Source organism: Candidatus Magasanikbacteria bacterium RIFOXYB2_FULL_38_10, assembly GCA_001783145.1.
Lineage (GTDB): Bacteria > Patescibacteriota > Patescibacteriia > Magasanikbacterales > UBA10003 > GWC2-40-17.
On sequence record MFQT01000010.1, the window covers coordinates 17520 to 30328 of the forward strand.

10 protein-coding genes are annotated in these 12809 nt (G+C 43.9%); 1 reads left to right on the forward strand and 9 read right to left on the reverse strand.

Features of this window, described 5'->3' with window-relative positions:
• Nucleotides 1–4: 4 nt before the first annotated feature.
• Nucleotides 5–742 (reverse strand): hypothetical protein, encoded by a 738-nt coding sequence (locus A2294_03695; GenBank protein OGH85704.1) that lies wholly within the window; start codon nucleotides 740–742, stop codon nucleotides 5–7.
• A gap of 88 nt (nucleotides 743–830) precedes the next feature.
• On the opposite strand from A2294_03695, the gene A2294_03700 reads away from it, so the two are divergent.
• Nucleotides 831–1184 carry a hypothetical protein gene (locus A2294_03700; protein OGH85705.1) on the forward strand — a complete coding sequence of 118 codons (354 nt, stop codon included), beginning with the start codon at nucleotides 831–833 and terminating at the stop codon, nucleotides 1182–1184.
• A 78-nt stretch (nucleotides 1185–1262) separates the two neighbouring features.
• Here A2294_03700 and A2294_03705 read toward each other — a convergent pair whose 3' ends face one another.
• The 8 genes from A2294_03705 to A2294_03740 all read right to left on the reverse strand — a co-directional run bounded on the left by A2294_03705 (nucleotide 1263) and on the right by A2294_03740 (nucleotide 12568).
• Nucleotides 1263–2153 carry a hypothetical protein gene (locus tag A2294_03705; protein OGH85743.1) on the reverse strand — a complete coding sequence of 297 codons (891 nt, stop codon included), beginning with the start codon at nucleotides 2151–2153 and terminating at the stop codon, nucleotides 1263–1265.
• Nucleotides 2154–2196: 43 nt separating this feature from the next.
• Nucleotides 2197–3708, reverse strand: a complete 1512-nt coding sequence (locus A2294_03710; protein OGH85706.1) for a hypothetical protein — start codon at nucleotides 3706–3708, stop codon at nucleotides 2197–2199.
• Nucleotides 3709–3729: 21 nt separating this feature from the next.
• On the reverse strand, nucleotides 3730–6573 hold the full coding sequence (locus A2294_03715; GenBank protein OGH85707.1) for a leucine--tRNA ligase: 2844 nt from the start codon (nucleotides 6571–6573) through the stop codon (nucleotides 3730–3732).
• A 24-nt stretch (nucleotides 6574–6597) separates the two neighbouring features.
• A complete protein-coding gene (locus tag A2294_03720; protein ID OGH85708.1) occupies nucleotides 6598–7599 on the reverse strand; it encodes a hypothetical protein in 1002 nt (333 codons plus the stop codon).
• Complete coding sequence (locus A2294_03725) at nucleotides 7596–8480, reverse strand: hypothetical protein (protein ID OGH85709.1); 885 nt, start codon at nucleotides 8478–8480, stop codon at nucleotides 7596–7598. The genes A2294_03720 and A2294_03725 overlap by 4 nt, the downstream gene beginning before the upstream one ends.
• A 243-nt stretch (nucleotides 8481–8723) precedes the next feature.
• Nucleotides 8724–9179 (reverse strand): hypothetical protein, encoded by a 456-nt coding sequence (locus A2294_03730; protein ID OGH85710.1) that lies wholly within the window; start codon nucleotides 9177–9179, stop codon nucleotides 8724–8726.
• A 176-nt stretch (nucleotides 9180–9355) separates the two neighbouring features.
• On the reverse strand, nucleotides 9356–10195 hold the full coding sequence (locus tag A2294_03735) for a hypothetical protein (GenBank protein ID OGH85711.1): 840 nt from the start codon (nucleotides 10193–10195) through the stop codon (nucleotides 9356–9358).
• A gap of 24 nt (nucleotides 10196–10219) precedes the next feature.
• Nucleotides 10220–12568: a hypothetical protein gene (locus A2294_03740; protein ID OGH85712.1), complete on the reverse strand. Its 2349-nt coding sequence runs from the start codon at nucleotides 12566–12568 to the stop codon at nucleotides 10220–10222.
• Nucleotides 12569–12809 lie beyond the last annotated feature (241 nt).

Below are 12809 nucleotides of genomic sequence, written 5' to 3' on the forward strand. Positions count from 1 at the left end.
AAAACTATCTTATAACCACTTTTGTGCCTACTTCACTAAAATTATATAAATCTTCCATATTACTATAAGCCACATTAACACAACCATGGCTCATAGGGTGACCAAAATTATTATGCCAATAAGCTCCATGAACAAAAACACCCAGCCCTCCTTTGTAAGTAAAAAGCAAATTCCATTTGGTGTTGGGAAGATAATATCCAGGACCACTGTAATTGATTATTGGTTTTTTCTTTAAAATTTCAAATTGCCCCTTAGGAGTAGGCAGACTGGGAATGCCCGAAGAGATTAAGAACTCGTCCATTTTTTTATCCCCAAAATAATAAACCAGAGTTTGCGTTTTTAAATCAACTTCTATTTTTTTGGCAATTTTTTCTGTGCTAGAGTTTAAAGGATCAAAGCCCCTATCCACCTCTAAACCATCTGAATAACCATCACCGTCAGTATCGGCTTTTCCTAAATCACTACCCACAATTAATTCTTGGGCGTCATTTAAGCCGTCATTATCTGAATCAACTTCTTTTAATTGTTTACCGGCTACTAGCGACGAAAAACCTTTAGAAACCTCTTGATTATCTAAATAACCGTCGCCGTCAGTATCGGCCAGCTGAGGATCAGTATGATAAATGTACATTTCATCTACATCAGAAAGACCATCCTTATCCGAATCCAAAACTTCGGCTTTAGCTGGTAAGACGATAAGAAAAAAAAAGATAAAAGATGCAAAAAATAAGCGTTTCAACATAACTTAATACATTTTAGCACACCTCTTGACAAAATGCCTAAAATGTGCTATAATTTTAGGTTAAAAGTGGACCTTAAAATCGCCTTAAATGGAGGAGCAAAGGATGAAGACCTTGGAAGGACTACAAGGACGGAACCTGGAGGGTGCGGTTATCGTGGAGCACCAGACTTTCGGCCGGGAGCCAGTGCACGGCCACATTGAGAGCGCGGCCGTGGAGGGTTACCCGGACACGGTCTTCGCCATGCGCTGGCAGAGCTACCGCAAGGATGGGAGATCATTCGATCGAACCACCTCCTTCCCCGTGCACAAATGGGCGTTCTCCGAGGGCGAAGGCGGGGTGATCAACCTGCACCGCCTCTTCGACAACGGCGCCGGAGAGGTGTTCGATGCTCCCTGGCCAAACGCCGGCCTGTACACCATCATCCCCAAGGAGCAACACTAGCACTTGCCCCCTGACAGAAGCCTATAACAAAGGCTTTCTGTCACGGGGCTTTTTTATTATCAAAAAGAGCCGTTCAAATTATTTTTTCCCCACTTTTTCCCCATCGCTCAACAATTCTACACTTCCCATTTCATCCGTTCTTAAAATTTCCACTCCGTGTCTTTCTAACCGCCGCAGTGTGCGTAAATGTGGATGGCCGAAATCATTATTTTTGCCAACAGAAATTATGGCATATTTTGGATTCACAGCCTTTAAAAATTCTTCATTGGTAGAAGAATTACTGCCATGATGGCCAATTTTTAAAACATCAGCCTGCACATCTGCATCTTGAGCAAACAACTCTTTTTCTACCGGAACTTCCGCGTCACCCATGAACAAAAAACTTGTTCGACCAAAAATCAATTTAAAAACAATAGAAGTATTATTTAAATTACTAAGCGCCAAACTTTTTAATTCCGGCTTGTTCAAATCAGCCGGACCCAAAGCCGATAAATCTCTTATAGGATACAAAAAATCTAATTTAACCCCACCAACCTTTACATCTTCTTTTGTTTTAACAAGATTTAAAGTAATTTTTTGTTCTTTAATCATTTTTAGCCACTCCAAAAAAGTTCCTGTAGTTTGTAATACTCCTGTATAATAAATACGACCCACTTCATAACGTTTTAAGACCTCCACCAAACCATCTAAATGATCGGCATGCGGATGGGTTAAAATCATTACGTCAATCTTTTTTTGGCCAAGCGGCAAATAGGTACCTAAACGCGACAGTACTTTATCATCCGATCCACCATCAACTAAAATGGTTTGGTTCTCTGGCGTCATAATCAACGCCGAATCCCCTTGCCCCACATCAAAATAAATAACTCGCAAAACAGATTTAGACAAAGACGGCGGGAGAGAAAAATTCTGCGCGACAGCAGAACAGCCTGATAAAAAAATAGTTGATAATAAAAAAATTAAAAGCACACCAGATTTGGTTAAACATAACCGCTGTGGCCAAAAAATTTTTCTAGATTTTGCTTTTTTTAGAATTAACATAAATTAAATAAACTAAAAATAAATAAAATAACGCCGCGAGCCACCAAGGCAGGGATAAATTTAAGGCAGAAAATTTCCAACCGGCCAAATATTCCGCCACCTTTAAAATATAACTTAAGACGGCCCAGGCCGCATAGGCAATAATTTTTCCCAAAGGCAGATAAATTATGCCTAAAAATAAGCACAAAAAACCTAAAAGCATAGCTAAAGGAACGACCGGCAAAATTAACAAATTAGCCAAAGGTGCTACCAGGGAAAATTGTCCAAAAGTATAAATAATTAAAGGCGAAGTAAAAATGATAGCGGAAAAAGTAGCTATAATAATTTCTTTTAGCCCCCAAAGAGCTGAAATTTTAACCAAAATTTTTTCCAGAATTGGTGAAAAATAAATTAGGCCCAGGGTGGATAAAAAAGACAATTGAAAACCAACATCAAATAAAAGCAGACGCGGATTAAATAATAGCATAATGGCGGCCGCTAAAATTAAAACTCGGCCGGCTGAAGATTGGCGCCCTATTTGTCTACCCCATAAAACCAAAACACCCATAAGGCCGGCACGAATTACCGACGCCGAGGCACCGCTTAACAAAATGAAAAACAATATTACTCCCAAGATTAGTATAAAGGCGCGGCGACGGCTAAGACCAAAAAATTTTAACAACACCAAAAGACCAACCACGATAATAGTAATGTTATAACCGGAAATAGCAATAATGTGAGTGACTCCGGTTTTACTAAAAGCATTTCTCAATTCCGGTGGAAAAGTAGTTCTGTCGCCGTATAAGAGCCCTCGCAAAAAAGAAGATTGCGGCTCCGGCAAAAGATAATTTATTTTTTGGTTAAAGTAATTTCTCAAATCCAAAAAAATTTTATAAAAAGAAAAATGCCGAGGTTGAAGATTGCTAATAATTTGGGCATTAAAACAAGCCGTCCAAACTCCTTCTTTTTGCAAGAAAGCCGCATAAGAAAATTGATCGTCTTTTAGTAATTCCTTAGGATCTGTTAAATTACAACGCACTTCCACCTCTTCACCAAAATCATGTAAAGGATATTTTTCTAAATATAAAATGGTTTTTCCTTGAATTTTTTTATAATTATCATCAACAAAAAATTTTAAAGCTTGAGAGTTTAGATAAACTCTTTGATAATTGCCGGAAATTTCCCCAGCACTAATAAGTATTCCTTTAACAATTACTAAGTGGCCGGTAAAAAAACGCAAATTTTGCGGACTTTTAGCAGGTTCCGATAAAACAAAACGCCAAACCCCTAAAAACAAAAAAATGGAGAGCACAATTAATACTCGCCATTTTTTAGAGATTGTGATTCCTAAAGATACCAAAAGCAAAATTAAACAACAACTAAGAAAAAATAAATTTTTTCTAGTTAAACCCAAAACAGAAGCACCGGCTATCCCTATAATAAAACTAACCAAACCGAACAAAAAAAATTTGGATTGAGATTCGGCTATTTTTTCTAAGAACATCTCCCCCTTAAATTAAATTGATTAAACAACAATACTTAACAGCTTACCCTTAACAAAGATAATTTTTTTAGGTTCTTTGCCTTCCAGCCATTTTTTAATTTTTTCGCTAGATAAAACAATTCTTTTGGCCTCTTCTTCTGTAATATCCACCGCCACCTCTAAAGTATCACGCAATTTACCATTAACTTGCACAGCCAAAATAAAAGTTTCATCTTTGGCCAATTCGGCGTTAAACTCTGGCCAAGCAGATTGAAAGATTGTTTTCTTATTACCTAGTTCCTGCCAAATATCCTCTGCCAAATGCGGAGCAAAAGGAGCCAGGAGTTTAATAAATTTTCCAAAATCGTCTTGGCTAATGATGGAAGAATCATTTAAATTATTAACAAAAATCATTAATTGCGAAACGGCTGTATTAAATTTCAATTCTCCAATATCATCGGTCACTTTCTTAATTGTTTTTTCAATTTCTCTTCTCAATTCTTTATTTGTCTCTTTGGCCCATTTAATTTTTTGTGAAAAGTTCCAAATTCTCTCTAAAAACCTTCTCATGCCTACCACGCCTTTGGTGCTCCAAGCACAAGGCTGACCAAATGGCCCCATAAACATTTCATAGAGCCTCATAGCGTCAGCGCCATATTCACCCACAACATCATTAGGATTGATAACATTATTCCAACGCTTGCTCATTTTGCGGCCATCCTCGGCCAAAATCAAGCCGACGTGTTGTAATTTAGTAAATGGTTCATCATAGTTTACCGCGCCGATATCAAATAAAAATTTATGCCAAAAACGCGCGTAGATTAAATGCCTGGTGGCATGTTCTGCCCCACCAACATACAAATTTATGGGCGACCAATATTTTTCTAAATTCTTATCAACCAATGCTTTTTTATTATTGGGATCCTCATAGCGCAGATAATACCAACAAGATCCGGCCCATTGCGGCATAGTGTTAGTCTCGCGCTTGGCTGGTCCGCCACACTTGGGACAAGTTGTATTCACCCACTTTGTGATATTAGCTAGTGGAGATTCCCCTGTTCCTGTCGGCTCATATTTTTTAACTTTGGGCAATTCTAATGGCAAATCTTTTTCTGGCACGCTCACCCAGCCATCTTTCTCACATTTCACCAGCGGAATTGGTTCTCCCCAATAACGTTGCCTGGAAAAAACCCAATCACGGATTTTGTATTGCACCTTTTTTTCTCCCAAACCTTTTTCTTTTAGCCAGTTAATTATTTTTTCTTTAGCCTCTAAAGTTGAAAGCCCATCCAAAAAATCAGAATTGATTGCGATGCCTTCACCAGCAAAACATTTTTCTTTAGGATCAATTGCGCGACGAATAAACTCCACTTGACCTTGTATATTATATTTTTCAAATAAAGATAAGGCATCTTTTAAATTTTGCCACTCACCGGTGTAATCCTCAAGATCTTCCATCTGCGGTGGTTGTTGTTTTTCTGATTTTAAATTGACAATATATCCTTTTTGATATTTTAAACGTTGTATTTTTAAATCCTCAATATAAAAATTAGCCTGAATTGTTCCTAAAAAATCCCCCCTCTCAAAATCCAAAAATCCTGTCTCTTCAATTATTTCTCTTCTAAGTGTTTGTTCGTCACTTTCTCCTTTATTATATCTACCAGCCGGCAATTCATACTCGCCATTCGGGCGTTTCAACACATAAATCTGTCCTTTTTTATTTAACAAAACACCTGCCACGCCATCGGCGCGGATAAAATTGGTTTCAACTTCACCAAATTGTTTAGCTACCACCTCTTTAATCCCCAATCCATACTTCTTAGCAAACTCATAGTCCCTTTCATCATGCGCGGGCACGGCCATAATGGCGCCGGTGCCATAACCCATCAAAACGTAATCCGCCACCCAAACCGGCAGTTCCTCTCCATTCACTGGATTTATGGCCACCACGTCTTCCAACTTCACGCCAGTTTTTTCTTTAGCCAAATCAGTCCTCTCCAATTCTGATTTATTTTTTGCTAGAGCAACGTAATCTTTTACTTCCACCAAATTACAAATTTCCCCTTCTAAACTATGTAGCAAAGGATGCTCTGGCGTAAGGACAACATAAGTAGCTCCAAACAAAGTGTCGGGACGAGTGGTAAACACTTCCAAACTTTCCTCCTGCCCACCTGCTTTTAATTTAAATGTCACCAAAGCCCCTTCGCTTTTCCCAATCCAATTTCTTTGCATCTCTTTTATGGATTCTTCCCATTCAGGCAAATTATCCAAGCCCTGCAATAATTTTTCTGCGTAATCGGTAATTCTAATCACCCACTGACGCAAGGGCTTGCGTTCTACAACAGAACCACAACGTTCACAAAGTCCTCCTTCCAAATCTTCATTAGCCAAACCGGTTTTACATCCCGGGCACCAGTTAATAGGCTCGTTTGATTCATAAACCAAACCTTTTTTAAACATTTCCAAAAACGCCCACTGCGTCCATTTGTAATAAGCCGGGTCGGTAGTATTAACTTCTCTGTCCCAATCATAGGTAAAACCCAAAAGTTCCAACTGCTTTTTAAAAATTTTGATGTTTTTTTCCGTAGCCACCGATGGATGAACTTTATTCTTGATAGCGTAATTTTCCGCTGGCAGACCAAAAGCGTCCCAACCCATTGGATGCAAAACATTAAACCCCTGCATCATTTTCATTCTGGCAATGACATCTGTGGCAATATAGCCCTTAGGATGGCCCACATGCAAACCTGCACCGGAAGGATAGGGAAACATATCCAAAACATAATATTTTGGTTTGTCGCCACCTTCTTTGGTTTTATAAATCCCCTTTTTAATCCACTCTTTCTGCCACTTCTTTTCTATTTCTTTGTGATTATATTTTTTCATAAACTAATCTTAACAAAATTGTACCTATTTAGACAACTCCTCTTTAAAAATTTGTTTGGCTGTCCACCACATAGAATCATCACTCTTTTTTTCCTTTAACCAATACCAGTATTCCACACCCCAAAAATAGGCCTGACCAAAACCCGTGCGCCTGGCAAAACTAGCCGTCTGTTCCAATTTTAAAGCATTCATAGAGCGACGCTGTTCCACCAAAGAAACCTTGCTAATATCCTCTCTTAACCAGGGTTCGGCTTGCAACTCTGCAATTATGACACTAGCGGGATAAAGACCATTCACACGCGCTTTTAAATTATAAAACGCCGGCGGAACCAGATATTTATATTCAAAATAATTATTAAACAAACTGTTCCACACCACCCTATACATAGTGGTACCAAAAAAATCTCCGCCCAAATGCGCCGCCCTCCACCAAAAAGATAATTCCCCACTATCGGTAATTAAGATTGGTCTAAAATCATTGGCTTTGACAAACGCAATTTCACTTTTAACAAAAACGGGATCAGGCGGTGGACAAGTACCAAACCAATTTACCAGCGGTTCATTATCTACTTGCCACATTATAATAGAGCTTTCTTTTTTGTACCTATTGATGATTTCTTTTTCCAATCTCAAAATTTTTTCTTGCAGCTGATTTTCTGGATATTTGTTTGCCCATTCTGGCACATGACATTCGGGCCAATGAGGCAAACGCCGACCAATAACTAAAATGATTCTAGCTTGTCTTTTTTTAGCTTCCTTAATTTGCCAATCCAAACTGCCAAAATCATACCGCCCCTCTTCTTTTTCAATTTCTGGCCAATAAGCTAACAAACGCAAACGGCGCGCACCCAAATCATCTAAAATTTGAGTGTAAGTTTTCTGCCAATCCAAACCTAAATACTCGGCCTGGGGCTTGCTAAAAGTGACTCCAAACTCCATTGATTGATTTTTACCAAAATTCCAAAACCACAAAATTGCCCCCAAAACTATAATAATTATTAAAATCAAAAATAAAAATTTCTTCATACTAATAAAAACAAACCCCAGCCAATTAAAATAATCGCCAAAATCTTTTGCACTAAAACCCAACCTTTTATTTTTTCTTCCAAAAGATTGGGGCGCCATTTAAATAAAATTAAAACTAAAACAAGCAAAAAAGCATATTGCAAACCCTGCAAGGCATTAACCAAAGTGACACTGGCGAGTGAAATAGCATAATTGATAAGCAAAAAACTGGCCGCTCCGGCAACCTGGCCAAACAAAAATAAAAAACCTGATTGACGCGCTATTTTTTTATCTTGATGAAAAATATCATGTCGGTTTTGAGCGCTAAGTAATAAAAATAAAGCCCCGACAAAAGTGGTTAAGCGCAGCCAAACAAAAGCATTGACAAAAGATAAATTATTAAAGAGATACTTGGTTAAAGCATAAGACAAGCCAAAAAAGAAAGCGGAAAAAAGAGCCAACCAATAAACGCGGCGAGAATTAGATTTTCCGGTTTTGCCCAAAGAAATTAAAACTGTGCCTAAAATAATCACAACAAAAGCCATAATTTGTTTAGGGTTCAACCTTTCATTCAATATAAAAAAAGAAAAAATAAAAACAAAAATCGGAGAAAAGCCGCCAATAAAAGGCGTGATGCGTGAGGATTCAGAAATTTTTAAAGATTTAAAAAGATAAAGTAACGCCAAAGCAAAAGAGATGCCGGCAATTAAAGAAACAAATAAATTCCACCAACTTATTAAAGCCAAACCCCAAGGCGCCAGCACCAGACCAAAGAGTCCCAATAAAGAAATATAAAAAACATATACCGCGGGGTTGGAAATTTTTTTGGAAATCAAAATTTTATCTACCACAGCGGAGAGAGCATTTAAAAAATAGCCTATTAGGGAAATTAAAAGCCACATAAATATAGATACTGAAATTATAACAAATTTGAGGAATAAAAAAAGAGGACACAAGCGTTAACTCGTGTCCTCGGAGGTTCGTGCTTTGTCTTTGGAGTTATCCTTAGACTGGCAATCCTCTTGACCGTACGGTTTTACGGCCACTTTATTTGGCTGACCTCCGCCTATGGAGCTTTCATTTACCCTTTTGGGGATGGTTAAAGCAGAAACCGTTAGATTGTAGATGTCGTAGCCCTGCTACGACTAGGCCGCGGCGGCCTTCTTCTTCGGGGCGGCCTTGGCCTTCTTCCCGGCCTTGGGCTTGGCCGGCGCCTTCTTGCCCTCGTCCGCGGGCTGGGTCGGGGCGGCGGGCTCCGGCTTGGGCGGCGGGGTGTAGCCCGTGGCCTCGTGGAACCAGCTCGGCGCCGCGTCGTTGACCAGCACGCCCTTCTCACCGGCCTGGATGCCGAGCGCCTTGACCGCGCGCACCAGCACCATCTTGACCTCGGCGGCCGTGGTCAGCACCTTGGAGTAACGCGGCTGGTCGTCCTGCCCCGGCTGCTTCCAGTCGTACTTGGCCGGGAAGCTGGACTTGAGGTCCACGCCCTTGGCCGGCTCCACCCGCACGCGCACCTGGTGCCCCAGGTCTCGCACTCCGATCCTGCCCTTGGGGGTCACCGCCAGCACCAGGTACTGCCCAGTGCTCTCGGTCCCGCCCATGAAGAACGGGTTGACCTTCTTGCCGTCCTTCTTGACCACCTTCAGTGGCCAGTCCGGGAAGCCGAGCGCCTTGAACGCCTTGCTCATGTCCATGGGGTTCTCCTTCGGCGCCTTCTTCTGGGGCGCCGCGCCGGTGGTGGGGGTCTCTCCGCACGCCATTGTTGCCTCCTCGGAGCCTACTTTAGCTCCTTATCAGTTGGGAAACTTTCCTTTACACCCGTACCCGAACCGAATGCTCCAAACGTCCCCTGGCTTCCACCAGGCAAACGTGCTTGATCCAAATAACCATAGCGCGATGATCCCGGAGGATTAAAGCTGTCGTCTGCCAAATCCTCCAAGTAGTAAACGCCACTCTTTCCCCCGGTTCCGTAGTTGGTGATGCCAAGGGAGTAATCCCTCAAAGAAGGATCGTTCGAGTAGCTCTCGGGAAGATCTTCTCCCCGCAGAGCGAAAATCGCTTCCGCTTGCTCCAGCGTTTCCACCGACTTGTGGCAATGACGCTTACGAGCGGCAGAGATTGGATCCGGAGTCTGCTCCCTGTTCTCCAACAAAGCGATGAGAGACGCTAGGAACGTCCCTGTTCGCCCGTGAGAGCCGATGCAGTACACCATCACCTTTTTACCAGCCTGCAACAACGGAATGACTTTGTCAAGCAAGAACTCTTCAAAGCCATCCGGTGGTGGACTAAAGTCAGGCCAAGGGCAACCCAAGACCTGAACTGTCTGCCCCAGTTCCAAACGGATCGCCCGAGTATCATCCAGGGGTATCAAGACATCAAACCCGTCAAAATCCCCTTCTTTCAGATACCGTGTCCCGCCCGGATAGATCTGGTAAGGGCCAACCTGCACCGCCTTCTTACCGCGGTGTGCAGGGTGGCTATCTTTTTTAATCTTCAATTTTTTGGCAGAACCACCGCTTGCTGGGACAAAGCCCTTCTCGGTCCAATCCCAGGCTTGGTCAGAACCCTTACGGCCATGTCCAGTTGGCAGGCCGCCCTTTCCTCCTTGCTCTATCATCATCCCCTCCTTTCGGCAGCCTGCCTAAGCTGCTTTTTGTAAAATCTTAGTCTTCCAAAGGCCAAGATTTTTACCCCTTTCAAACAACTCCTGAACTTCTTTACTAAATTCCCACCGAGCCAAACCTTCGTAGAGAGAAGCAATGCTCGTAGCGTTCTTCTTAATCTCCAACTGCTCTTGAACCTCGTATCTGTCTCCGGACAACATCTCGTGCTTGTCAAAGACATTGCCCGTGTTGTGCTGAAGATCAAAAACGTGATCGGCAAAAGCAGAGTGATTCAGCTTGCCACTGAGGAACAAAAGGCCGGCCGTAGCAATAACAGCCCACTTGGGACCGCCAAAGCTATAGCCGCGCCATTTTCCCTTTTCAAAGGCTTCGGCGTTAAGGCGGAAGAATTCAATTGCCTCGGCCAAGTCCATCTTCTTTAAGGCCTCTTTCAGAATCTTCTGGGTATTCTCTCTGTTACTGGGACTAGTGCCCCAGTAGTCGTTCGGAAGATGATACTTAGCCCTAAGGATAAAGTAGGCCGGTGAGGCAGCTGTCACTTTGCTTTCATCGGCGAATTCATCATCCTTTTTTTGCGGAGAATAATGCCGCGATTCGGCACCAACGGCCATGGCCAGGTAGGCCACAAAACGCTCGGCCGTTTCAATATGGATCCGCCGACGCAAGCTGGCAACGGCAGATTCCAACGCTGTTCCCTTGGACGCTTGGGTCATGGCGTCCACCAGGTAAAAGTCATTGAGAGTGGTATTGACGGAGACACGGCTCTCAATGTACGCGGGATCAAGGCGGGGCTTTGGCCAATACAAGTTGCTCTTTTCCATCCAGCGCAAGAAGATGTTGGTTTCCTTCTTGGGCACTGGATTAGCCATTTCCACCACGCCATTCATAACCATTCCGGTTGCTCCGTCTACCGAAATGATCTGTCCTTGCTTCACCAAAAGATCTTGGACGCCGACCACCGCCGGCTTGCCAAAGCTTCTGGCTACGACAGCCGCGTGCGATGTTGCTCCGCCAACCTTAGTTACCACGGCGGCAGAAATGAGCAGTCCGGGAAGATCCGCTGGTGATGTCTCGTCGCGCACCAGGATCACCTTGACTCCGTTGTTTGCCAACTCAATGGCTTCAGCAGAACTCAAGGCAACTGTGCCCACGACCGCACCAGGCGAAGCCGGCAGACCCTTGGCTAAAAGTTTGGCTTGCGCCGCCCTCGCCAAGGCCTCTGGCTTGAACACCTGACGGCTCACCGCCTCTATCTGCTCTGCAGTAACCCGCCGCAAAGCTTCATCCTTGGTCAACAGCCTCTCCCAAACCATGTGAGTGGCAATAATGACCGCAGCTTCGGGGGTGCGCTTAGCTGCCCGATACTGCAGGATGTAAAGACGGCCGTTTTCCACGGTGAACTCCACGTCCACCGCGTCTTTCAAATGGGCCTCCAGCTTCCGCACAATCTGCTGGAGTTCGATGAAGAGGTGGGAGTTCCACTCCTTCATCTTAGCAATTGGCAACGGGGTGCGGATCCCGGCCACCACGTCCTCACCCTGGGCATTAACCAAGAACTCGCCGTAAAGCTCAGGGTTGCCAGTGGAGACATCGCGGCTAAAAACGACCCCTGTGCCAGAGTCGTTGCCACGGTTGCCAAAAACCATGGCCTGCACATTGACCGCCGTTCCCCACCATTCGGGAATCTCGTGCGCCTGGCGGTAAGCCTTGGCGCGCTCGCTATCCCAAGAGAGAAACACGGCCGTGATCGCCATCTGTAGCTGCTGCCAAACATCGTCCGGCACCGAACGCTTAGTCGCACTGGAGATAAGCTCGCGATAATTCTCGCAAAGCTCTTCCAGCGACTTAATGGTCAGCTTGCTGTCCTCAGTTATGCCTTGCTTGCGCTTGGCCTTGGTGAGGATTTTCTCAAAGCGCTGACGATCAATACCCAGGACCACGTCACCGAAAAGGCTTAGAAACCTCCGGTAAGTATCCAAGGCGAAACGCTTTGAGCCGGTATCCTTGGCCAGACCCTTAACGGTCTTAGGATTCAGACCAAGATTGAGCACCGTGTCCATCATACCGGGCATGGACTTGGCCGCGCCCGAACGCACGGACACGAGAAGCGGAGAGGAGTTGCCCCCAAACCGCTTCCCGGTCCGTGCTTCCAGCGCCTTTACACCTCTTTGAAGCTGCCCGGCGAACCGGGCAGGAAAACCACCGTGCTCGCCAAAAGCGCGGGCAACAGTCGTCGTCACCGTGAACCCGGGCGGAACCGGCACGCCAAGGCGCACCATTTCCGCAAGACCCGCTCCCTTACCGCCCAAAACCTGGGCAGTACGGGCTACCTCTCCAAAGAGGTAGACCACTTGTCCGTTCCTCATGTTCTCCTCCTTGCGAGAGTGGGATTTTTGGGTTTTGTCACAGCAGGGTCACCAGAATAATTCCGGAGGTTTTCCTTATACCGGCCACACCCATTCGCCCGGATTGGATTTTTGTCCAGAATTTTTCTTTTCAATGGCTATTCCAGTTTTATCTCCACTAGTTAATTAGTTAAGGATTTACACTCACCGAAGTGAGTCCTTGCTAAAATTCCAGTGGCTTAGACTGGTATCACCATCTAGG

Coding starts and splice junctions, on each gene's coding strand:
- A2294_03695 (OGH85704.1), bottom strand. CDS start 742: ATGTTGAAACGCTTATTTTTTGCATCTTTTATCTTTTTTTTTCTTATC.
- A2294_03700 (OGH85705.1), top strand. CDS start 831: ATGGAGGAGCAAAGGATGAAGACCTTGGAAGGACTACAAGGACGGAAC.
- A2294_03710 (OGH85706.1), bottom strand. CDS start 3,708: ATGTTCTTAGAAAAAATAGCCGAATCTCAATCCAAATTTTTTTTGTTC.
- A2294_03715 (OGH85707.1), bottom strand. CDS start 6,573: ATGAAAAAATATAATCACAAAGAAATAGAAAAGAAGTGGCAGAAAGAG.
- A2294_03720 (OGH85708.1), bottom strand. CDS start 7,599: ATGAAGAAATTTTTATTTTTGATTTTAATAATTATTATAGTTTTGGGG.
- A2294_03725 (OGH85709.1), bottom strand. CDS start 8,480: ATGTGGCTTTTAATTTCCCTAATAGGCTATTTTTTAAATGCTCTCTCC.
- A2294_03730 (OGH85710.1), bottom strand. CDS start 9,179: ATGGGCGGGACCGAGAGCACTGGGCAGTACCTGGTGCTGGCGGTGACC.
- A2294_03735 (OGH85711.1), bottom strand. CDS start 10,195: ATGATAGAGCAAGGAGGAAAGGGCGGCCTGCCAACTGGACATGGCCGT.
- A2294_03740 (OGH85712.1), bottom strand. CDS start 12,568: ATGAGGAACGGACAAGTGGTCTACCTCTTTGGAGAGGTAGCCCGTACT.